20 protein-coding genes are annotated in these 22,026 nt (G+C 72.4%); 7 read left to right on the top strand and 13 right to left on the bottom strand.

Annotation, left to right across the window (positions count from 1 at the left end):
• Window positions 1–384: 384 nt before the first annotated feature.
• Window positions 385–636, top strand: a complete 252-nt coding sequence (locus tag ABD54_RS09565; RefSeq protein WP_047869083.1) for a hypothetical protein — start codon at window positions 385–387, stop codon at window positions 634–636.
• Window positions 637–1,261: 625 nt separating this feature from the next.
• Window positions 1,262–1,555 carry a hypothetical protein gene (locus tag ABD54_RS09560; RefSeq protein ID WP_047869082.1) on the top strand — a complete coding sequence of 98 codons (294 nt, stop codon included), beginning with the start codon at window positions 1,262–1,264 and terminating at the stop codon, window positions 1,553–1,555.
• Between the two features lie 178 nt (window positions 1,556–1,733).
• Here ABD54_RS09560 and ABD54_RS09555 read toward each other — a convergent pair whose 3' ends face one another.
• The 4 genes from ABD54_RS09555 to ABD54_RS09535 form a co-directional block, all read right to left on the bottom strand.
• Window positions 1,734–2,165, bottom strand: coding sequence for an SRPBCC family protein (locus ABD54_RS09555; protein WP_047869081.1), 432 nt, complete (start codon window positions 2,163–2,165; stop codon window positions 1,734–1,736).
• Between the two features lie 169 nt (window positions 2,166–2,334).
• The gene (acnA, locus tag ABD54_RS09550; RefSeq protein ID WP_047869080.1) at window positions 2,335–5,058 is read right to left on the bottom strand and encodes an aconitate hydratase AcnA; all 2,724 of its coding nucleotides are present in this window, start codon (window positions 5,056–5,058) and stop codon (window positions 2,335–2,337) included.
• Between the two features lie 385 nt (window positions 5,059–5,443).
• Window positions 5,444–6,379, bottom strand: coding sequence for an LLM class F420-dependent oxidoreductase (locus ABD54_RS09545; RefSeq protein WP_047869079.1), 936 nt, complete (start codon window positions 6,377–6,379; stop codon window positions 5,444–5,446).
• A gap of 270 nt (window positions 6,380–6,649) precedes the next feature.
• On the bottom strand, window positions 6,650–7,936 hold the full coding sequence (locus tag ABD54_RS09535) for a class I SAM-dependent RNA methyltransferase (protein WP_047869077.1): 1,287 nt from the start codon (window positions 7,934–7,936) through the stop codon (window positions 6,650–6,652).
• Window positions 7,937–8,150: 214 nt separating this feature from the next.
• Here ABD54_RS09535 and ABD54_RS09530 point away from each other — a divergent pair, with 214 nt between their 5' ends.
• Together ABD54_RS09530 and ABD54_RS09525 are read left to right on the top strand one after the other, a co-directional pair.
• On the top strand, window positions 8,151–8,822 hold the full coding sequence (locus ABD54_RS09530) for a TrkA family potassium uptake protein (protein WP_047869086.1): 672 nt from the start codon (window positions 8,151–8,153) through the stop codon (window positions 8,820–8,822).
• Window positions 8,815–9,504 (top strand): TrkA family potassium uptake protein, encoded by a 690-nt coding sequence (locus ABD54_RS09525; protein WP_047869076.1) that lies wholly within the window; start codon window positions 8,815–8,817, stop codon window positions 9,502–9,504. The genes ABD54_RS09530 and ABD54_RS09525 overlap by 8 nt, the downstream gene beginning before the upstream one ends.
• A gap of 25 nt (window positions 9,505–9,529) precedes the next feature.
• On the opposite strand, the gene ABD54_RS09520 is transcribed toward ABD54_RS09525, so the two are convergent.
• The gene (locus tag ABD54_RS09520) at window positions 9,530–10,369 is read right to left on the bottom strand and encodes a DUF3159 domain-containing protein (RefSeq protein WP_047869075.1); all 840 of its coding nucleotides are present in this window, start codon (window positions 10,367–10,369) and stop codon (window positions 9,530–9,532) included.
• A 278-nt stretch (window positions 10,370–10,647) separates the two neighbouring features.
• On the opposite strand from ABD54_RS09520, the gene ABD54_RS09515 reads away from it, so the two are divergent.
• Window positions 10,648–11,751 carry a serpin family protein gene (locus ABD54_RS09515; protein WP_047869074.1) on the top strand — a complete coding sequence of 368 codons (1,104 nt, stop codon included), beginning with the start codon at window positions 10,648–10,650 and terminating at the stop codon, window positions 11,749–11,751.
• Window positions 11,752–11,788: 37 nt separating this feature from the next.
• Here ABD54_RS09515 and ABD54_RS09510 read toward each other — a convergent pair whose 3' ends face one another.
• From ABD54_RS09510 to valS, 4 genes are all read right to left on the bottom strand, one after another.
• Window positions 11,789–12,529: a PIG-L deacetylase family protein gene (locus ABD54_RS09510; protein WP_047869073.1), complete on the bottom strand. Its 741-nt coding sequence runs from the start codon at window positions 12,527–12,529 to the stop codon at window positions 11,789–11,791.
• Window positions 12,530–12,610: 81 nt separating this feature from the next.
• Window positions 12,611–13,474, bottom strand: a complete 864-nt coding sequence (locus ABD54_RS09505) for a DUF3710 domain-containing protein (RefSeq protein ID WP_047869072.1) — start codon at window positions 13,472–13,474, stop codon at window positions 12,611–12,613.
• A gap of 56 nt (window positions 13,475–13,530) precedes the next feature.
• A complete protein-coding gene (dut, locus tag ABD54_RS09500; RefSeq protein WP_047869071.1) occupies window positions 13,531–14,007 on the bottom strand; it encodes a dUTP diphosphatase in 477 nt (158 codons plus the stop codon).
• Window positions 14,008–14,302: 295 nt separating this feature from the next.
• A complete protein-coding gene (valS, locus tag ABD54_RS09495; protein ID WP_047869070.1) occupies window positions 14,303–16,879 on the bottom strand; it encodes a valine--tRNA ligase in 2,577 nt (858 codons plus the stop codon).
• A gap of 204 nt (window positions 16,880–17,083) precedes the next feature.
• Between valS and ABD54_RS09490 the strand changes: the two genes are divergently transcribed.
• Complete coding sequence (locus ABD54_RS09490) at window positions 17,084–17,362, top strand: DUF4235 domain-containing protein (RefSeq protein WP_047869069.1); 279 nt, start codon at window positions 17,084–17,086, stop codon at window positions 17,360–17,362.
• 183 nt (window positions 17,363–17,545) lie between these two features.
• Here ABD54_RS09490 and ABD54_RS09485 read toward each other — a convergent pair whose 3' ends face one another.
• From ABD54_RS09485 to ABD54_RS09475, 3 genes are all read right to left on the bottom strand, one after another.
• Window positions 17,546–17,842 (bottom strand): DUF4193 domain-containing protein, encoded by a 297-nt coding sequence (locus ABD54_RS09485; RefSeq protein ID WP_013153901.1) that lies wholly within the window; start codon window positions 17,840–17,842, stop codon window positions 17,546–17,548.
• 460 nt (window positions 17,843–18,302) lie between these two features.
• A complete protein-coding gene (locus tag ABD54_RS09480) occupies window positions 18,303–19,550 on the bottom strand; it encodes a HAMP domain-containing sensor histidine kinase (protein ID WP_047869068.1) in 1,248 nt (415 codons plus the stop codon).
• Complete coding sequence (locus ABD54_RS09475; RefSeq protein WP_047869067.1) at window positions 19,547–20,200, bottom strand: response regulator transcription factor; 654 nt, start codon at window positions 20,198–20,200, stop codon at window positions 19,547–19,549. The genes ABD54_RS09480 and ABD54_RS09475 overlap by 4 nt, the downstream gene beginning before the upstream one ends.
• Window positions 20,201–20,881: 681 nt before the next feature.
• On the opposite strand from ABD54_RS09475, the gene ABD54_RS28515 reads away from it, so the two are divergent.
• Complete coding sequence (locus ABD54_RS28515; RefSeq protein ID WP_200904074.1) at window positions 20,882–21,046, top strand: hypothetical protein; 165 nt, start codon at window positions 20,882–20,884, stop codon at window positions 21,044–21,046.
• A 106-nt stretch (window positions 21,047–21,152) separates the two neighbouring features.
• Here ABD54_RS28515 and ABD54_RS09470 read toward each other — a convergent pair whose 3' ends face one another.
• A complete protein-coding gene (locus tag ABD54_RS09470; protein WP_047869066.1) occupies window positions 21,153–21,965 on the bottom strand; it encodes an inositol monophosphatase family protein in 813 nt (270 codons plus the stop codon).
• Window positions 21,966–22,026: the final 61 nt, after the last annotated feature.

Below are 22,026 nucleotides of genomic sequence, written 5' to 3'. Positions count from 1 at the left end.
ACATGAGCCGGAGGAGGGGGCTGGTGGGGCCGGGCATGCGGCGAGCATATCGGAGGTTTACGGACATCAGCCGGGGTGGGACCCGTCACCGGCGGCGGACGCGGACGGGAGCCGATGCCCGGGAGGGCCCGCCCCGCAGGGGTTCCGGACGCCGTGCCCGGCGGCTTCGGTACGCTCCGCACACGCCTTTTTGCTCAATGTCCCGATTTTAGAGTTTAGTCAGCTTTCTGGTGTTCTTCCTTGGTCCGCCCGGCCTCAATCTGGGAATCGGGGAAAACGCCGGGTGGTTTCATGCGCTTCCGCACCTCGCGGACGGCGTCGACCTGCGACCGCCCGCACGGCGTCGGAGTCCCCGAACCAAGCCACGAAGGGAAACCCACTGTCATGCAGAAGAAGACCCTGCGCCGCATCGCCATCACGGCCATCGCCGCACCCGCCCTGGCCTTCGGGGCCCCGGCCCTGGCCTCGGCGGACGCCTACTACGAGACGGAGACGAGCGGCGCTAGCTCCCACGGTGCGTTCCACCACGGGCTCGAGGCCTTCGCCGGTGACGGCAAGTCCTGGTTCGAGGAGAGCTTCAGTGTCGCCGGCGAGGGCGGCGCCTACTCCTCCGAGACGGAGAGCGGCGCCGGCTAAGGCCGCAGGCTCCTCACGACGGCTCCCGGTGCCGCACGGCGGCACCGGGAGTTCGCGTGTCCGGGGGGCGGAGCGAACCGCACCGGCGTCCCGGACGACCCGCCTCCGCGCACACGGGGTCGCGGCGGACCGGGCCCCGGCGGGCTCCGGGCGGCGGGCCCGCCTCAGCGCACGCGCGGGGTTGCGCGCCGACGGTGCCCGATACCGGGGCGCCCGAAGACCCGGCCCTCAGGCGAGGGGGCAGCGTGGGGCTCCGGTGGGGGCGAGATGTCCGGGGTTTACCCCGCGCCGCCGCCGGGAGCCCTCTCGCGGACGCCCCCGGGTACACCCCCGCGCGTCCCGCCGCACGGAACCCGCCCCAGCGCGCGGATGCCGCCGCCGACACGGTCCGCCTTCGGCGTCGCGCACGCGCCGGGGACGCGGCATCCCGATTTTGATGTTTGCTCAGATCCCCAGTGTTCCCTCTTGGGCTGCCCCGGCGTCAGGATGAACAAGGAGGGCAAAAAGGACGAAAGGGACGCAGTCCGGTGGTGCCGGTCGTTCGGCGCCGCGCCGACGGCGCGGCCGGAGACCACAGCACCCGCACGGCCGCTCCCGCACCTAGCTTCGAAGGGAATCCAACGCCATGCAGAGGAAGACCCTGCGCCGCTTCGCGTTCACCGTCGTCGCCGCACCCGTCCTGGCACTGGGGGCACCGGCCCTGGCCTCGGCGGACAGCTACTACTCGTCCAGCTGGTCGGGGGCGGGTTCCGACGGGGCGTACAGCTACGTGGTCAAGTCCGGCAGCGGCCACGGCCACGGGCACGGGCACGGGCACGGCCACGGGCACGGGCACGGGCACAGCTGGTACCACCACTCCTGGTCGCACGCCGGTCCCCACGGGGCCTACCACTCCAGCGTCAGCAGCGGCAGCCGCTGACGCACCGGACCCGAGGGACGACTCCCGGCGCCGCGCGGCGGCACCGGGAGTCCGTGTGTGTGCGGGGCGGAGGGGACCGCCGCGGCGTCCGGAACGGTCCGCCCCGCACACACGGACCGGTCCCCCGCGGCCTCGTCGGCTGCGGGGGACCGGGACCTGCTCCGGACCGGGTCCGGCGTCAGCCGTTCGGGGTCTTCCCGCCGGGCTCGACGAAGGCCTTGAAGCGCTTCATGTCGCCCTTCGCGCGGGTCTTGACCAGCCCGAGCTTGTCCCCGAGCTGCTCGACGACGCCCTCCGGGACGGTCTTGAGCTGAAGGGTGATCCTGCTGCTGGTTTCGGACAGGCGGTGGAAGGTCACCACCCCCGCGTGGGTCGTTCCGTCCGTGGTCTTCCAGGCGATCCGCTCCCCGGGGACCTGTTCGGTGACCACGGCCTCGAACTCCCTCTTCTGACCACCGATCTCGATGGTCCAGAGCATGTGCCCGTCACCGGTGCGGACGACCTTGTCGACCCCCTCCATGAAGGAGGGGAACTCCTCGAACCGCGTCCACTGGGCGTAGGCGGCGGTGACCGGGACGTCGACCTCCACCGTCTCGATGATCTCTGACATTGATCCGGTTCCTTCGCCGTAGGTTGCGTTCGTTGCCTACCCGTGCCGCTACCCGAGTCCACGCGGGCAAACCGCGATGGCTATACCTTTTCGTTACCTTCCGGAGGAGGGGGAACGCGAACGGGGCCGCCACCGTCGCTCGAACGGTGGCGGCCCCGCGCGGACACGCCTACTTGGCGATCAACTGGCGCAGCACGTACTGCAGGATGCCGCCGTTGCGGTAGTAGTCGGCCTCTCCGGGGGTGTCGATACGCACCACGGCGTCGAACTCCACGCCGGTGTCGGTGCTGACCTTCACCGTGGCCGGGGCGGCGCCCTGGTTCAGCTCGGTCACGCCGGTGATGGAGAAGGTCTCCTCGCCGGTCAGGCCGAGGGAGTCGGCGGACTGGCCCTCGGGGAACTGGAGGGGCAGGACGCCCATCCCGATCAGGTTCGAGCGGTGGATGCGCTCGTAGGACTCGGTGATGACCGCGCGCACGCCCAGCAGGCTGGTGCCCTTGGCCGCCCAGTCGCGCGAGGAGCCGGAGCCGTACTCCTTGCCGCCCAGGACGACCAGCGGCGTACCCTGCTCGGCGTAGTTGCGAGCGGCGTCGTAGATGAACGACACCGGCCCTTCGGGCTGGGTGAAGTCGCGGGTGTAGCCGCCCTCGGTGCCCGGCGCGATCTGGTTGCGCAGGCGGATGTTGGCGAACGTGCCCCGGATCATCACCTCGTGGTTGCCGCGGCGGGAACCGTAGGAGTTGAAGTCGCGGCGCTCCACACCGTTGGCCTTGAGGTACTCGGCCGCGGGGGTGCCCGGCTTGATGGCGCCGGCCGGGGAGATGTGGTCGGTGGTGACCGAGTCGCCCAGCTTGGCCAGCACCCGGGCGCCGGTGATGTCGGTGACCGGGGCCGGGGTGGTCTCCATGCCCTCGAAGTAGGGGGGCTTGCGGACGTAGGTCGACTCGCCCTCCCACTCGAAGGTGTTGCCCGTCGGGGTGGGCAGCGAGCGCCAGCGCTCGTCACCGGCGAACACGTCCGAGTACGCGGACTCGTACATGTCCGAGGCGATCGCGGAGTCCATGACCTGCTGGATCTCCTCGGCGCTGGGCCAGATGTCGGCCAGGAAGACGGGCTCGCCGTCCTTGTCGAGGCCCAGCGGCTCCGTGGTGATGTCCACGTCCAGCGATCCGGCCAGCGCGTAGGCGACCACCAGCGGCGGCGAGGCCAGGTAGTTCATCTTCACGTCCGGGTTGATCCGGCCCTCGAAGTTGCGGTTGCCGGACAGGACCGCGGTGACGGCCAGGTCGTTGTCCTGGACGGCCTGGGAGATCTCCTCGGGCAGCGGGCCGGAGTTGCCGATGCAGGTGGTGCAGCCGTAGCCGACCAGGTTGAAGCCCAGCTTGTCCAGGTACGGGGTCAGGCCGGAGCGCTCGTAGTAGTCGGTGACGACCTTGGAGCCCGGGGCCATGGAGGTCTTGACCCACGGCTTGCGGGTCAGGCCCTTCTCCACCGCCTTCTTGGCCAGCAGGGCGGCGCCCAGCATGACCGAGGGGTTGGAGGTGTTGGTGCAGGAGGTGATCGCGGCGATCACCACGGCGCCGTGGTCGATCTCGGTCTCGGTGCCGTCGGCCATGGTGACCTTGACGGCCTTGTGCGGACGGGCGCCGTTGGCGGTCTGGGCCGGGGCGTCGGAGGCCGGGAAGGACTCCTCGCTCGCCTCGTCGACCCCGTCCTCGACGTAGTTGCGCACGTCGTGGCGCCAGGTGCTCTTGGCCGCAGACAGAGCGATGCGGTCCTGCGGGCGCTTGGGGCCGGCGATGGAGGGGACCACCTCGGCCAGGTCCAGCTCCAGGTACTCGGAGAACTCGGGCTCGTTGGCCGGGTCGTGCCAGAAGCCGTTGGCCTTGGCGTAGGCCTCGGTCAGGGCCACCTGCTGCTCGGAGCGGCCAGTCAGCTTCATGTACCGGATGGTCTCGTCGTCGATCGGGAAGATCGCGGCGGTGGAGCCGAACTCCGGGCTCATGTTGCCGATGGTTGCGCGGTTGGCCAGCGGCACGGAGGCCACGCCCTCGCCGTAGAACTCGACGAACTTGCCGACCACGCCGTGCTGGCGCAGCATCTCGGTGATGGTGAGCACCAGGTCGGTGGCGGTGGTGCCGGGCTGGAGCTCACCGGTCAGCTTGAAGCCGACCACGCGCGGGATGAGCATGGAGATCGGCTGGCCGAGCATGGCGGCCTCGGCCTCGATGCCGCCCACGCCCCAGCCCAGGATGCCCAGGCCGTTCTGCATGGTGGTGTGCGAGTCGGTGCCGACACAGGTGTCGGGGTAGGCCTGGCCGCCCCGGCTCATGGTGACGCGCGCCAGGTGCTCGATGTTGGCCTGGTGCACGATGCCGGTGCCGGGCGGGACGACCTTGAACTCGTCGAAGGCGGTCTGGCCCCAGCGCAGGAACTTGTAGCGCTCGTAGTTGCGCTCGTACTCGATCTCGACGTTGCGCTCGAAGGCGTCGGGGCGGCCGAAGAGGTCGACGACGACGGAGTGGTCGATCACCAGCTCGGCGGGGGCGAGCGGGTTGATCTTGTCCGGGTCGCCGCCCATGTCGCGCACGGCCTCGCGCATGGTGGCGAGGTCGACGACGCAGGGGACGCCGGTGAAGTCCTGCATGATCACCCGCGCGGGGGTGAACTGGATCTCCTGGCTGGGCTGGGCCTTGGGGTCCCAGCCGCCCAGGGCCCGGATGTGGTCGGCGGTGACGTTCGCACCGTCCTCGGTGCGCAGGAGGTTCTCCAGCAGCACCTTCAGGCTGTAGGGAAGCCGCCTGGAACCCTCAACGGTCTCCAGACGGAAGATCTCGTACGACTCGTCGCCAACGCGCAACGTGTCACGGGCGCCGAAGCTGTTCGCGGACACGGTGTCTGCCTCCTGATCTCGCCACTTACGTTCCCAGCATCCTCCCCCATGGGGCGGACGCGGGACCTACTGAGGCCGCCCTGACCGGTTGCCGGGGGCGAAGGGCCGCGGGGGTGACCTCCGCCTGCCTCCCGGCCTCCGTCAGGCCCGCCGTGGCCTGCGGCGACACCACTCGCCACCGGCCGGGCGGCCCACTGGTAGCGGGCGCCCACGTTGTCCGGCCCGGGTGCGCTCAAGCGGTCAACTTCACACATCCGAACCGGGAGCGGGCCGAGGGGAACCCCGCTATTATCTTGATGTCAAGGTATCTAACTTGTATCTCGATATCAAGTTATCGGGCGGTCGCCAACGGTCCGCGACCGCCCCCCGGGCACGGGCCCGCGGATCAGTCAAGCTGCGGCACGACCTGAGACGCCACCAGCTCCAGGTGGTCCAGATCGGACATGTCCAGCATCTGGAGGTACATGCGCTCGGCGCCCGCCTCGGCGAAGCGGCCGATCCTGTCCACCAGCTCGTCGGGGGTGCCCGCCAGGCCGTTCTCCCGCAGCTCGGGAACCGCGCGGCCGATCCGCTCGGCCCGCCGGGCCACCTCCGCCTCGCCCTTGCCCACGCACAGGACCTGCGCGGCGGAGTAGACCATGGGCGCGCCGCGCCCCGAGGCCCGCACGGCGGCCCTGGTCCGCTCGAAGGCCGCCGAGGTGTCCTCGATCGAACTGAAGGGCACGTTGTACTCGTCGGCGTACTTGGCGGCCAGGCGCGGCGTGCGCTTGGGGCCGGTGCCGCCGATCAGCACCGGCGGACGCGGGCCCTGCTGCGGCTTGGGCAGCGCGGGCCCCTCAGCCAGGCGGTAGTGCTTGCCCTCGTAGCGGAAGGTTTCCCCCACCGGGGTCGACCACAGGCCGGTGATGATGTCCAGTTGCTCCTCGTAGCGGTCGAAGCGCTCGCGGGCGGTGGCGGGGAAGGGGATCCCGTAGACCGCGTGCTCCTCCTCGAACCAGCCCGAGCCGAAGCCGAACTCCACGCGGCCGTCGCTCATGCGGTCGACCTGGGCGACGGAGATCGCCAGGGGCGCGGGGTGACGGAAGGTCGCCGCGGTCATCAGCGTGCCCAGGCGGATGCGGGAGGTGTCCCGGGCGAGCCCGGCGAGGGTGATCCAGGCGTCGGTGGGCCCGGGGAGGCCGCTGACGTGATCACCCATGCGCAGATAGTGATCGGACCGGAACAGGGCGTCGAAACCCAGGTCCTCCACGGCCCTGGCGACGGTGAGCTGGTCCTCGTAGGTGGCCCCCTGTTGGGGCTCAAGGAAGATCCTCAGACGCATAAGCCCCATTTTCTCCCACGCCGCGGACCAGACCGGAACCGCCGCGCGGTTACCGTGGAAAAGGCGCGTCCGCGCCCCGCCCGTCCGCCGAACCGAAGCGCGCGCCTCCCGCGATAGCCCCTCCTGTGAAGGTGCTCCGCCGCGCGCCCTCCTGCGGCCCGGACAGCACCGGCCCGGTGCTGCTGGCCGCCGTCGCCGCGGGCGGGACCCGCGCGCTGGAGTTCCTGCACCGCGGACACGCCACCTGGTCGCGGGCCCGCCGGGCCCCGGTCAGCCCTCCCGGTGGCGGCGGGCCGGGTGGACCGGCTCCAGCACCGCCAGGCACTCCACGTGGTGGGTCATCGGGAAGGCGTCGAACGCGCGAAGGTCCGCCAGGCGGTAGTCGGCCCGCTCGAACGCGGCCAGGTCGCGGGCGAGCGTGGCGGGGTCGCACGAGACGTAGGCGACCCTGCGGGGGCGCGTCCCGGTCAGGGAGCGCACCACCTCGGCGCCCGCACCGGCCCGGGGCGGGTCCAGTACGACCACGTCGGCGCGCACGTCGGCCCACTCGCGCAACTGGGCGGCCACGTCACCCTGCTCGACGCGGACCTGCTCCATGTCCTTGAGGTTGTACCGGGCGTCGCGCACGGCCTCGGCCCCGCTCTCCACGCCCATGGCGCGCCCCTCGGGGCCCACGGCGGCGGCCAGCGCGCCGGTGAACAGACCCGCCCCGCAGTACAGGTCCAGGGCGGTCTCGCCGGGCTTGGGCTCCAGGGCGTCCAGGACGGCGGCGGTGAGCACCTCGGCGGCGGCCGGGTGCACCTGCCAGAAGCCTCCCGCGCTGACGCGGTACTCGCGGCCGTCGGCGCTCTCGCGCACGCCCCTGCGCCCGCGCACCTGCTGGACGCGGCCGCCCTTGAACCGGCGCAGCACCGCACTGGAGGCGCCCAGCTCGGGCAGGGAGTCCAGCTTGGCCCCGGTCGGTGTGACGACGACGGCGCGGTCGGCGCAGGAGGCCGAGGCGACCGCCTCCACGTCGCGGACGCCCTCCCACCTGACGTCGGTCACGCCGAGCTCGGTCACGCCGGGGTGGGCGATGAGGCAGCGCTCGACGGGCTCGACGTCGTGGGAGCGGTGGCGGCGCAGTCCGGCGCGGCCGTCGGAGTCCACGGCGAAGCGCACGCGGGTGCGCCAGCCCAGGCCGTCGGGGGTGCCGGGCAGCTCCTCCACCTCGACCCGGCGGTCGATCCCGGCGATGCGCCGCAGCTGGTCGGCGACGACCTTGCCCTTGAGGGCCCGCTGGGCCCGCGGGGCGGCGTGCTGCCAGTCGCAGCCCCCGCACTTGCCGGGCCCGGCGGCCGGGCAGGGGGCCTGGACGCGGTCCGGGGAGGCCTGGAGGACCTCGACGGCCTCGCCTCTCAGGAAGCGGGAGGTCTGCTCGGTGACGCGGACGCGGACCCGCTCGCCGGGCAGGGCGTGGCGGACGAAGACCACCTGGTCCTCGTGGCGCCCCACGCACCAGCCCCCGTGGGCGACGTCGTCCACGGTCAGCTCGAAATCCTGTCCCACACGGTTCATGGCGGTCGTCCTCAGAGATGGTCGGGTCACATGACGGGTGACCCTGCGCGCACAGCCACCAACCGTTCCCAATCTACCCGGCGGAATCCGCCTCCCGGACGGGCCTGTGGACGGCCGAGGCCGAGCGTGTGGACCGCGTCTGTGCCAAGGTGTCACTGTGCGCACGTGCGACGACGGCGTGCGCGGCGGCTATCTCGACGGGAGTGCGGGCGAGGTGCACATCGTGATCATGGGGTGCGGCCGGGTGGGGTCCACCCTCGCGCACACCCTGGTTGACCTGGGGCACACGGTTGCGGTGATCGACCAGGACGCCGAGGCGTTCCGGCGTCTGCGCGGCTCCGTGGCCAAACACGCGGTCCGGGGGCCGGGCCACGACCGGGAGGTCCTGCTCGCCGCCGGGATCGACCGCGCGGGGGCCTTCGCCGCGGTCAGCAACGGGGACAACTCCAACATCATCTCGGCGCGGGTGGCCCGCGAGGCCTTCGGCGTCGACAACGTGGTCGCGCGGATCTACGACCCCCGCCGGGCCGAGGTCTACCAGCGGCTGGGCATCCCCACGGTGGCGACGGTGCGCTGGACGGCCGACGCGGTCCTGCGCCGGATGGTGCCGGGCGACGGTCGGCTCACCACCGGGCCGGAGTGGCAGGACGCGTCCGGGACCCTGGCCATGAACGAGATGAACCTGCCGCCGGGGTGGGCGGGCCGCCGCGTCGCCGACCTGGAGGAGCGGGCGCCGGTGCGGGTGGTCTACCTGACCCGTGCGGGCCGGATCCTCCTGGCCGGTTCCGGTGAGCTCATGGAGGAGGGCGACGTCCTGCACGTGGCCGCCCGCGGCCGCGACCTGGACGGGCTGCGGCTGGACGACGACGAGACGGGGCGTGGGTGAGATGCGGATCGCCATCGCGGGAGCCGGGAGCGTGGGGCGCTCCATCGCCACGGAGCTGGCGGGCAGCGGCCACGACGTGCTGCTGATCGACCGGGACACCCGCGCCATCGGCGTGGACGACCTCCCCCAGGTGGAGTGGCTGCTGGCCGACGCCTGCGAGCTGGCCACGCTGGAGGACGCCCGTCTGGAGGACTTCGACGTGGTGGTCGCGGCCAGCAGCGACGACAAGGTCAACCTGGTGGTGTCCCTGCTGTCCAAGACCGAGTTCGGGGTGGACCGGGTGATCGCCCGCATCAACGACCCCGACAACGAGTGGCTGTTCAACGAGTCCTGGGGTGTGGACCTGGCGGTCTCCCCGCCGCGGCTGATCGCCGACCTGGTCGAGGGGGTCCCCGATGAGGAACCGGGCGGGGAGGACTCCCTGCCCCCGCTGCCGGGCGCCGAGATCGCCGAGTCGGTGCTGCACGCCGCGAGCCCGTTCGCGGGCGGACCGGAGGGCGCGCTGGCGGAGTCGCTGCCGGAGGGGGTGGCGCTGGTGGCGGTGGTGGGCCCCGGCGGCGTGCGCCCGCCGGCCCCCGACCGGACCCTGTCGGTGGGCGACACCGTGGTGTTCCTGGCCGGGCCCGAGGCCCTGGGCGCCCTGGAGTCCCTGCTGGGCTCGGCGGACGACCCCGACCTCTAGGTCATGCGTCCGCCGGGGCTCCCCCTCAGTCCGCCGTCTCCCCACGGGCAGGGTGCCGCCGCTCCTCCAGCGGGGTGCGGCCCCGGGCCAGCAACCAGACCATGGCCGCGAACGCCGCGACCTGGAGCGGCCAGCCCATGGCGACCTTGGACAAGCCCAGCAGCGCGAAGGTGTCGGCCCAGCCGTAGGTGTCGGCCATCCACAGCGGGTACTGCACGAGCACGCGGATCACGCAGGGCAGGACCAGCAGCCAGGTCAGGCGCGAGGCCAGGGTGACCACGGCCGGGTCGGCGCGCCAGGAGGTGAAGTCCTCCTTGTCGCCGATGAACGGGCCGATCATCAGCCCGATCGCGGGCCAGCGCACCAGCACCGACAGGCTCAGCACCACGGCGTAGACGGCGTTGTAGATGATGCCCGGCAGGAAGGCGTCGGCGGCGTTGCCGCTGCGCATCGCGAAGACCGCGGCGATGCCGATGCCGAACAGGCTGGTGAGCACGTACTGCACCGAGGAGCGCTGCACGAGCCGGACCGCGCCCAGGACCAGGGCCGCGACCACGCCCAGGACGATCGACAGCCGCAGTTCCGAGCTGACGATGTAGGAGACGGTGAAGGTCAGGGTGGGCACCGCCGCCTCGACCATGCCGCGCTTGCCGCCCAGCGCCTTGGCAAGCTGCGAGCGTACGAGCGCCTCGACCGTGTCCTCGGTGACCGCCGGGCGGTCCGCCGCCGTGGCGCCCCGGCCGGGGTCGTGCTCCCGGGCGGGGGCGTCCCCCGGGTCCGGGGCGCCCGCCGCGGCCGCCTCGGCCCTGTCGTCCGCCCCGGTGGCCGCGGCGGCCTCCTCGGCGGCCCGCTGGTGCTCAGTCATCCTGCTCCTGCTCGGGTTCGGTCGTGGGCGGTCGTCGGTCTTCGCCGCGCGGGGCGTCCAACGCGGTTCCGCGCGCCGTGTCGGCCCAAGCCTATGTGACGTGCGACCGGTCGCGGGATACGCACGGTGGTCGCGCGGATGCGCTCCGCCCGCCTTTGTCCCCTTGGGCCCGCTCTTGTCGCGTGCGGCTTCTCACCCGGCGGCGCACCCTGGCGGCGCGGGAGGGCCGTTCCGTACTCTGGCGACCAGACACCGGAGCCGAGAGCGAGCAGGAGCCCATGCAGACGAGCACGTCCCCGCGCCGGGACCATCTGGAGTTCGCCGCCGCGCTGGACCGGGTGCTGGCCCGGCCGGGGGAGTCGCACGTGTGGTCCCCCCACTCGGTGGGCACGGTGCTGGCGCTGCTGGCCACCGGTGCCCGGGAGCGCACCCTGGCCGAACTGGAGGCGCTGCTGGGCGCGGACGTGCGGGGCCAGTTGGAGGAGCTGGACGCGGCCGTGGCCGCCGAGCCCGGGCTCGAACTGGCCAGCCTCAACGGCCTGTACGTGCCCGCCGACCTGGAGGTCCTGCCGGGTTTCGCGTCCCTGGTGCGCGAGCGCGCCGGGGCCGAGGTGGAGAACGCCGACTTCGAGCACGACTCCGAGGGCGTGCGCTCACGGGTCAACGCCCGGGTGGCGGAGGTGACCCGCGGCCTGATCGAGGAGTTGCTCCCCATCGGCAGCGTCCACCCGGGTGTGCGGCTGCTGCTGGTCAACGCGCTCTGGGTCAAGCTGGCCTGGCCCGACCCCTTCGACCCCGCCCGGACCCGGGACAGGGCCTTCCACACACCGTCGGGCAGGCGGAAGGCGCCCACCATGCACCGTTCGGCACGCCTGCCGCACGCGCGGGCCCGGGGGTGGAGCATGGTCAGCCTGGAGGGCGGCCACGGCCTGACCCTGGACGTGCTGCTGCCCGACGAGCGCTCAGCCTCCCCCGCCCCGGTGACGGCCGACGCGCTCGCGGACCTGTACGGCCACCGCTCCTCTCAGCAGGTGGAACTGGCCCTGCCGCGCTTCAGGGTGGAGACCGACGCCTCCCTGCTCGAACCGCTGTCGGCCCTGGGCGTGCGCGACCTGGCCACGGCCGAGGCCCGCTTCGACGGGATCAGCCCGGAACCGCTGCGCGCCGACGAGATCCTGCACCAGTCGGTGCTGCGGGTGGACGAGAAGGGCGCCGAGGGCGCCGCCGCGACCGCCGTGATGATGCTCCGGGCGGCCGCGGTCGCGCCGAGGCCCGTCCAGTTCACCGTGGACCGGCCGTTCGTGTTCGTGCTGCGCCGCGGCGGGGCGGTGCTCTTCCTCGGCCGCGTCACCGATCCCGTGGACCCGGGCCCCGCCTCCTGAACCCGCCGGGGCCGCACCGCCGCCCGCGGGCGGCGCCTCAGACCTCGAACACCTCGAAGGCGGTGGCGAGGGGGACCCCGGCCCACTCCCCCGCCCGTGCGGCGGCCCGGGGCAGGAAGGACTTCTGGTCGAACCCCTCCAGGTTGGCCAGGTAGAGGGCGTGGGCGTCCAGCGAGGCCACACCGGCGGCCAGGTCGGCCTCGCCCAACTCGACGTAGTGGGCGGCCAGGGGCGAGGCGCCGAAGGCAACGAAGCGCACGCCCGACCACGGCTGGAGGCCCTCCTCCGACTGCTCGCGGAACACCCACCGGTTGGCCGCGTCGCGGACCGCGTCCAGCAGGGCCGGGCCGAGCACCCGGTGGTCGGCGTGGTTGAGGGCGCTCGACCCCGCGAAGTGGTCGCGGAAGTTGATGGAGACGATCACGTCGGGGCGGTGGCGCCGGATCGCCCCGGCCAGCGCGGCGCGCAGCGGGATCCCGTACTCCAGGGTGCCGTCGGGGAAGTCGAGGAACTCCACGGCGGCCACGCCGACCGCCGCCGCCGAGGCGCGCTGCTCGGCCGTGCGCAGCGGCGCGCACTCCTCGGGGGCGATGGTGTCGATGCCCGCCTCGCCCCGGGTGACCAGCAGCTCCACCACGTCCTTGCCCTGGCCTGTCCAGCGGGCGATCGCGGAGGAGCTGCCGAACTCCAGGTCGTCGGGGTGGGCCACCACGGCCAGGGCCCGGTTCCAGTCCTCGGGGAGCGGCCGGGGCGCGCTGTTCTCCGTCGTCTGCGTCATGTGCCACAGACTACGGAAGACGGCGCGCCCCGCCCGGCACCTCCTCCACGGCGCGGGGTCCCGCTCCGTCCCGGAGGACCCCTACTCCCCCGGGCCGCCCGCGGCGCCGCCCGGCTGGCCGCCGTTACCGCCGGACCCCGCGCCGGGCGCGGCGCCGTTGGGGGAGCGGCCCGCGTTGCCGCGCTGGGCCGCCTGCTGGGCGGCGCGCGCCTTGGCGGCCTCGGCCATCTTGTCCTGGATCTGCTTGGGCACGGTGATGGGCAGCAGCTCGCTCGGCGGCACCGGGTGGTCCCCGCGCACCACCACGATGTTGGCGAAGAGGTGCTCGACCTCGGCCATCACCTCGGGTTTGGAGGCGCCCTCGCCGCGGATCACGCCGCGCAGCACCCAGCGCGGCCCGTCGACGCCGATGAAGCGCACCCGCTGGGCGAGCTGCTTGCCGTCCTCGGTCGTGCGGCCCTTGACCGGGACCAGGGCCTTGAGCTCGGGGCCGAAGGTGCCGTCGTGCTCCTCGGCCTTACCGCCCTGCTTGACGACCTGCTCGCGCAGCTCCTCGCGCATCTCGTCCCACAGCCCGGAGGACTTGGGCGCGGCGAAGGGCTGCACCTGGAGGGCGCTCTTTCCGCGCACCAGGGTGACACCGATGATCTTCTGCTTGCCCTGGGCGTCCTGGGCGACGTTGACCTGGATCTCGGTGCCCTGCTCCATGGGCAGCCGCATGCTGCCCAGGTCCATCCTCTCGACCTCGGGAGCGTCCTCGGTGGAGTCCCACGGCCCGGAGGAGCGGTGTCGGTCCGCGTCCTTGGGCTGCTGCTCCCGGGATCGCTCCGGCTCGATCTCGTTGCCGAAGGAGACCGCTCCGGCGGCGCCCTCGCGCCCGGGCTCGGCCCGTGTCCCCGTTCCCTCGGTCTCTTCGTCCCGCTTCTTGCGGCGGCGTCCGAACACGCCTTCACCTCTTCGCTTCCGTCGGTCCCGGATGAATCCGGGGATTCGGGGCGCCGTCACCGCTGTGCGGCGTGCCCCCCGGTCGAACCGAAACCACCCGTTCCCCGCACCGACTCCGGGAGGGAGTCGGCCTCGACGAACACCGCCCGTTCCACGCGCTGGACCACCAGCTGCGCGATCCGGTCTCCCCGGGTCAGCTTCACCGGGGTGTCCCTGTCGGTGTTGATCAGGGTCACCCTGATCTCGCCGCGGTACCCGGCGTCGACCGTGCCGGGCGCGTTGACGAGCGTGACCCCGCAGCGCGCGGCCAGGCCCGAGCGCGGGTGCACGAAGGCCGCGTACCCGTCGGGCAGTGCCATGGCCAGGCCGGTGGGGACCGTGGCCCGCCGCCCGGGCTCCAGGGTGATGTCGACGGCGGTGTACAGGTCCGCGCCCGCGTCACCGGGGTGGGCGTACTCGGGCAGGGGGAGGCCGGGGTCCAGGCGGTGGACCGTGACGGGGATCCTTCCGCCTTCCAGGGATGTGGTACTCACATCGGCCGAGCCTATCGCTCTCCGGGCGATGAACCGGTGTCCAGCACCGCCGGTACGCGAACGGGGGCGGCCCGTGTGGGCCGCCCCCGGCTGGACCTCTTCGGGGCTGCGCTCCGCTTCGCCCCGCGTTCGGACGCCCAAGGAGCGGGAACCTTCGGCGCCTACACCGGGTCGGCTCGTGCCCACCCGTCGCCCGCCACCACCCTCAAACGACGCCTACGGCGCAGTCCTTCCGCGAAAACCCGCCTCCGGCACCTCCAGAACCCCGCGGGCGCCCGAACCACCCCCGCGGGCCCTACTCCGCGGGGGCCTCGGGCAGGGTCACCTCGACGGTGAGCTCGGCGTCGTCGGTGGTGCGGAAGTCGATCCCGGCGGCGCGGCCCGCGGCGGCGATGTCGGCGCTGGCGGCGCGCGCGGCGTCGACACGCTTGCCCGAGACGCTGACGTGCTCGACCTCGGCCCGCATGGAGAGCTTGGCCTCGGACTTGGCCTTGCGCACTGCGCGCAGCACCTCGGCGGTGGCGGCCAGAACGGCGGGGTCGCCGTCGGCTGCCGCGCCGCGGTACTCGGCGGTGTCGGGCCAGCGCTGGGCGTGGACCGAGCCCTCCTGCCACCAGCTCCAGACCTCCTCTGCCACGAAGGGCACGAAGGGGGCGAAGAGCCTGTGCAGGGCGCCCAGGGCGACCAGCAGCGCGGCGCGGGCCGAGGCGCCCTCGGCCGACTCGGTGTCGTAGGCGCGGGCCTTGACCAGCTCCAGGTAGTCGTCGCAGAAGTCCCAGAAGAAGCGCTCGGTGCGCTCCAGGGCCCGGGTGTGGTCGTAGGCGCGGAAGGCGGAGGTGGCGTCCTCCACGACGTCGGCCAGCGCGGCCAGCATCGCCCGGTCCAGCGGCTGCGTCACCTGCGCGGGGTCGGCGGCCGCGCCCTCGCCGGCCACGGACATGACGAACTTGCTGGCGTTGAGGATCTTGATGGACAGCCTGCGGCCGACCTTCATCTGGCCCTCGTCCATGGCGGTGTCGGTGCCCAGGCGACCGCTGGCCGCCCAGTACCGGACCGCGTCGGAGCTGTACTTCTCCAGCAGCGCCAGCGGGGTGACGACGTTGCCCTTGGACTTGGACATCTTCTTGCGGTCGGGGTCCAGGATCCAGCCGGAGATGCCGGTGGTGTTCCAGGGCAGGGTGTCGTTCTCGAAGTGGGCCCGGACGACGGTGGAGAAGAGCCAGGTGCGGATGATGTCCTGGCCCTGGGGCCGGTAGTCCATGGGGAAGACGCGCCGGTACAGGTCCGGGTCGCGCTCCCAGCCGGAGGCGATCTGCGGGGACAGGGAGGAGGTCGCCCAGGTGTCCATGACGTCGGGGTCGCCCATGAACCCGCCGGCCAGCCCGCGCTGGTCCTCGGTGTAGCCCTCGGGCGCCTGCGAGCTGGGGTCGACGGGCAACTGGGCCTCGGCGGGGACGATGGGCTCGTCGTAGCGCGGGTTGCCGTCGGCGTCCAGCGGATACCAGACCGGGAAGGGCACGCCGAAGAAGCGCTGGCGGCTGATCAGCCAGTCGCCGTTGAGGCCCTCGACCCAGTTCTCGTAGCGGGCGCGCATGTGCTCGGGGTACCAGGTGAGCTCGCGCCCGCGTCGCAGGAGCTGCTGGCGCAGCTCCTCGTCCCGCCCGCCGTTGCGGATGTACCACTGGCGGGTGGTGACGATCTCCAGGGGCTTGTCGCCCTTCTCGTAGAACTTCACCGGGTGGGTGATGGGCGCCGGCTCGCCGACCAGGTCGCCGCTCTCGCGCAGCAGGGCGACGGTGCGCTCGCGCGCGGTGTGGACGGTGGCGCCCACGAGCGTGTCGTAGGCATCGCGGGCGGCGCCGCTCTCCAGGCCCTTGGGCGGGTCGGCCATGATACGACCGTCCCAGCCGATGACGGGCCGGGTCTCGAGCTGGAGCTCGCGCCACCAGGTGACGTCGGTGGTGTCGCCGAAGGTGCAGATCATGGCGATGCCGGACCCCTTCTCGGGGTCGGCGAGGCGGTGGGCCCGCACCGGGACCTCCACGCCGAAGACGGGGGTGCGCACGGTGGTGCCGAACAGGTCCTGGTAGCGCTCGTCGTCGGGGTGGGCGACCAGGGCGACGCAGGCGGCCAGCAGCTCGGGGCGGGTGGTCTCGATGTGGACCGGGGTGCCGTCGGGCCTGTGGAAGGCGATCTTGTGGTAGGCGCTGGGGCGCTCGCGGTCCTCAAGCTCGGCCTGGGCGACCGCGGTGCGGAACGTGACGTCCCACAGGGTGGGCGCCTCGGACATGTAGGCCTCGTCGCGGGCCAGGTTGCGCAGGAAGGCCCGCTGGGCGGCGGCTCGGGAGTTGTCGTCGATGGTGGCGTAGGTGTGGCGCCAGTCGACGCTCAGCCCGAGGCGGCGCCAGATCGACTCGAAGACCTTCTCGTCCTCGGCGGTGAGCCGGTCGCACAGCTCGATGAAGTTGCGCCGGGAGACGGGGACCTGCCGCTTGGGGTCGGGCTTGGCGGGCGGCTGGAAGTCCGGGTCGTAGGGGATCGACGGGTCGCAGCGCACGCCGTAGTAGTTCTGGACGCGCCGCTCGGTGGGCAGGCCGTTGTCGTCCCAGCCCATGGGGTAGAAGACGGCCTTGCCGTTCATGCGCTGGAAACGCGCGACGGTGTCGGTGTGCGTGTAGGAGAACACGTGGCCGATGTGCAGCGAGCCGGACACCGTGGGCGGCGGGGTGTCGATGGAGTAGACGTCCGCGCGCTCGGCCGTGCGGTCGAAGTGGTAGACGCCGGACTCATCCCATACGTCGACCCACTTCGCCTCGATACCGTCCAGCGAGGGCTTGTCGGGCATGCGGAAGGAATGAGAGCCGTTGGTCATGGGGCAATGGTAGTGCGCTCGGAGCCGTGGTCGCTCCGGGTTTCGGGCCGTCACAGCGGGGGGTCGGCACACCTCGGGCACGCTGGCGCGGGGTTGGCACCCGACTCCCGGGAAAGGACGTGAAAGGATCGCCCCGTACGCACGGGAGGGTGTGCGCCGGCCGCGCATCCTCCGTACACCCAACGGAAAACGGTGAAGGATTCGATGGCTAAGAAGGACGGCGGTGACCTCGGCCCCGCCCTCGTGGGCTTCGCGGCCGGGTTCGCCGCGCAGTACGTCATGCGCAAGGCCCTGAACTTTGCCTGGACCCGCGTGACCGGCGAGGAGCCGCCCACGGACGTGGACTCCCCCGACATCAGCCTGGGCACGGCGCTGAGCTGGGCCGTGATGGCCGGTGTGGGCACCGAGGTGGCCCGGGTGCTGGCCGTGCGCGCCGCCCGCGCCAGGATGTTCGGCGCCGGCCCCGGCGAGCTGGAGGTCTGACGCCGCGAAGGCGACGACGGCGGGCGGCCGACCGCACCGCAGTGTGGTCGGCCGTCCGCCGTCGTGTTCCACCGCGCTCCCCGGAAGGCCTCACGCGCTCCCTCCGGACGGCGGCGGGGTGGTTTCCGACCGCGCGGTCGGGGGCCGCCCGGGACGGGACGGTTCAGGGGCCGTCCCGTCCGGTCAGGCGCACTCCTTGCAGACCAGCTGACCGGCGCGCTGCTCGGCGAGCTGGCTGCGGTGGTGCACCAGGAAGCAGCGCGAGCAGGTGAACTCGTCGGCCTGGCGCGGGAGCACGCGCACCGCGAGTTCCTCGCCCGACAGGTCGGCACCGGGCAGTTCCATGCCCTCGGCGACCTCGTCGGGGTCGACGTCGATCGTGCCGGTGCCCTTGTCCACGCGCCGCGCCTGCAGCTCCTGGAGGCTGTCCTCGTTGATGTCCTCGTCAGTCTTGCGCGGGCTGTCGTAGTCGGTGGCCATCTCTGCTAACTCCCATCCCCCTCGTTCAGTGCCTCGTCGCGCGGGTGTAACGCTTGAGAGACCTTGGTTGTGCCCGGTTCGGCCGATGAGTTTTCCCGACGTCGGCGGACCGTGTCCCCTCCCGGGCCGCTGTCCACAGGTCAGCGGCACTTTCGCCGCCTCGTGACCGAAGGCGGCCACGTGTGGCTGCGCCGGGGCCGCACCCCTGTGTACTACCCAACGTCGGCTGCCTCGTAGACCTGGGAAATCCGTTTCCGCCCACTCCGGACAAAGCGCGGGACACCCCCCAAGGGCGGACGAAAAGCAGGACATACCCACGTCAGGAGGGATTCCCTCCGTGTCCACGCCCGGGGAAGCATACCCACCCGGGGTCGGCACCCGTGACACGGGCCGGCGTGTCATCGGACACGTATAGATACCACGAAGACCGGCCAAACGCAGCTTGGCCCTGTGGGCGGGTTCAGCGCCGCTCCGCGCCCTCTTCCGGAGGAGGAAGGCGGACGGTGACGACCAGCCCTCCCCCGGCGCGCGGCCAGGCGGTCACCGCGCCCTCGTGCGCGCGGACCACGGACCGGACGATGGACAGGCCCAGCCCCGCGCTGCGGCCCGATCCGACCCGGTCGCCGGAGCCGCGGCGGAACGGCTCGAACAGGCCCTCGATCTCGTAGGCGGGGATGACCTTGCCGGAGTTCTCCACCTGGACGGCGGGCGTGCCCTCGTACATGCCGCTGCGCACGGTGATCTCGCCCTCCTCGACGTTGTACTTGAGGGCGTTCTCCACCAGGTTGCCCACGAGCCGCTCCAGCAGTACGGGGTCGCCGACCACCGTGGCGGGGCGCAGGTCCTGGCGCAGGCTCAGGCCGGAGTCGGCCACAGTCGCGCTGAGCTGGCTGAGCACCGTCCCGGCCACCTCGCCCAGGTCGACCTTGGCGCGGACCTCCAGCTCGCGGTCGCTCTTGGCGAGCAGGAGCAACCCCTCGATGAGGCGCTCGTGGCGGGCGTTGGTCTCCAGCAGGGTCTGCCCGACGCTCTTGAGGTCGGCCGAGACGTCGGGCGCGCTGAGCGCCACCTCCAGCAGGGTGCGGTTGATCGCCAGCGGTGTGCGCAGCTCGTGCGAGGCGTTGGCGACGAAGCGGCGCTGGCCGTCGAAGGCGCGGTCCAGGCGCTCCAGCATGCCGTCGAAGGTGTCGGCCAGCTCGCGGATCTCGTCGTCGGGCCCGGACAGGGCGATGCGCTCGTGCAGGGAGCGCTCCGACAGGCGGCGGGCGATGCGGGTGATCTTCTGGAGCGGGGACAGCGCCCTTCCGGCCACCGCGTAGCCCAGGGCGACCGCGAGCAGGCCCACCAGGAACAGCGCGAGCAGCGAGAACCGGGTGACGTGGGTGAGCACCTGCTCGATGAGGTCCCTGTGCGCGCGCAGCTCGGCGAAGCTCTGCTCGACCAGGAGCGCGTTGAGCAGGACCGCGACGATGAGGTAGTTGACCAGGACCAGCACGGACCCCGCGGCGAAGAACAGCATCCCGTAGATGAGGGTGAGCCGCGCGCGCAGGCTGAGGTTGTCGGTGAAGTGGTGCACACGGGCGGCGGCCGCGGAGCGCTCGGCCCCCCCGCCCTCGGGCGTGAGGGTGTTGAGGCGTCGCCACGTACCGGTGTCGCCGGGGCGGGTGGGCTCGACCTGTCCCGGTTCGGTCCGCTCCGCCGGTCTCACAGCCGGTACCCGGCGCCGGGGACGGTCTGGATGACGGGCGGGTCGCCGAGCTTCTTGCGCAGGGTCATGACGGTGACGCGGACGACGTTGGTGAATGGGTCGGCGTTCTCGTCCCAGGCCTTCTCCAGCAGCCCCTCGGCGCTGACCACGGTCCCCTGGGCGCGCATGAGCACCTGGAGGACGGCGAACTCCTTGGGGGTGAGGGTGACCTCGCGGCCGTCGCGGTGGACGCGGTGGTTGGCCGGGTCGAGCGTGATGCCGTGGCGCTCCAGGACCGGGGGCAGCGGGGGCGCCGAGCGGCGGCCCAGGGCGTGGACCCGGGCGATGAGCTCGGCGAAGGCGAAGGGCTTGGCCAGGTAGTCGTCGGCGCCGATGGTGAGGCCCTCGACCTTGTCCTGGACGCCGTCGGAGGCGGTGAGCATCAGGATGCGGCCGTTGTAGCTCTCCTGGACCAGGGCTCGGGCCACGTCGTCGCCGTGGGTGCCCGGCAGATCGCGGTCCAGCACGACGACGTCGTAGTCGTTGACCGCGGTGTACTCCAGTGCGGCGTCGCCGTCGTAGACCACGTCCACGGCCATCGTCTCGCGCCGCAGTCCGACCGCCACCGCGTCGGCCAGGACCCGTTCGTCTTCGACCACGAGTACGCGCACGTTGTCCTTCTCGAGCGTTGGTCCGCAAAGAAAGGGGGCCGCTGCCGGCGCATCCCCCAACACACCGGCAGCGGCGTTCTCGGTCCCGGCCGCGTCATCCGTTCTTTCACAGCCGGGGTAAGGAGACGGTAAACCCGTCGGGGCGGTTTCGCGAACCGCCCGCTTTCCTCGCCCCGCGTGAACGCGGGCGCTGGGCCGGGAGCTTCACGCTCCCCTGCGCACGGGGAGCCGCTGTCGGCGAATCCCCCAACCGCCGACAGCGACTCAACCCCGCACATCTCAAATCTGACACATCAAGAATAAGAAACAAGTAAGCACCAGCCCTACCGGGAAAATGTGTCATGGGACACCCTTGCCCGACACATGGTGCAATCCGCGCCCGGGGCCCGCCCCCGGGGCTTCCGGCGCGTCTCCCCGGCCCGGCGCCGCGGCACCGGCCTCCCGGGGGCGGGGCCGCAGTGGATCACGAAAGCATCACAGCGGTTTCCGGTGGTTTGGGCGAAGGTGCGGCGGGGGTACAGAAGGAGGACGCACGCGTGGACACCGGCCCCCGCCGGACCGCGACGCGCACGCATGTCACAGGGACGTGACACTTCGACCGTGCGCACGCCATGGCGTGCGCCAACGGATTCCGCGCCGGAGCACCGTCGTGCCCCGGCGCTTACCCCTGGAAGAGGTGCAATGGGCGAGTTCCTCGCGGAGATCAAGGTCCGTATCAACGAGACCTACCGGTCGTTCCAGGCTGCTCAGGCCGCCGGAGACGAATTCCTCGCCGACACGCATGCGTCGGAGCTTGAGGACCTGTACCGCATCGCGGCTCGCAACGGCGTCGACACCTGCGCCTGAGAAGCACGGTAAGCGCTGAGGGGCGCGGTGGGCACACGGCCCGCCGCGCCCCTCGTGTGTTGCGGGGGCGCCGGTCCCGCCGGGCGTCACGGGGACCGGGCTCCCGTCAGCCGTCGGTGTCGGCGCCCAGCGGGGCCAGGAGGTCCTCCAGGGCTTCGTAGAGCCCGGGGCGGGCGGCGATGACCAGGTCGTTGCTGGGCGGCCCCGAGCGCGCTCCTCCCAGCCGCAGGCCCGCCTCGCTCGCCACCAGGCCCGGGGCGCACCAGTCCCAGGGGTGGAGGCCGCGCTCGTAGTAGGCGTTGCAGCGGCCCACGGCGAGCCCGGTCAGGTCCACCGCGGCCGACCCGCCGCGGCGGATGTCGCGGATGCGGGGGACCACCTCCAACAGGACCCTGGCCTGCTGGACCCGGCGTTCGGGGAAGTACCCGAAGCCCGTGGCCACCAGTGCCTGCTCCAGCGGCACCGCGGGCGGGGCCTCAAGGACGCGGCCGTTCAGGCGCGCGCCGCCGCCGAGCACCGCCTCGTAGGACTCACCGAGCCGGGGGACGTTCACCGCGGCGGCCACCACCACGCCGTCGACCTCCGCGGCGACGGACACGGCCCAGTCCGACCGGCCGTACAGGTAGTTGACGGTGCCGTCGATGGGGTCCACGACCCAGCGCACACCGCTGGTGCCGCCCTCTCCGCCGCCCTCCTCCCCCAGGAAGGCGTCGTCGGGGCGCGCGGCGAGCAGACGGGTTCGGATGAGCTCCTCGGTGGCCCGGTCCATCTCGGTGACGACGTCGGTGGGGCTGGACTTGGTGTCGAGCACGGTGATGCCCGCCTGCCCCTTGGCGGCGAGCTCTCCCGCCTCCGCGGCCACGCTCACGGCGAGGTCGCGCAGGCTCTCGCGGTCGGGTGCGGCGTGGGTGGTACTCACTGGCTGTCCTCCGTGGCGTGGTGTCGCGCGCCGGGGTGCGTCCCGGACGCCGGCCAGGCCG

This window comes from Nocardiopsis sp. RV163, assembly GCF_001029525.1.
Lineage (GTDB): Bacteria > Actinomycetota > Actinomycetes > Streptosporangiales > Streptosporangiaceae > Nocardiopsis > Nocardiopsis dassonvillei.
This window is presented reverse-complemented; position numbering and strand designations above follow the sequence as displayed.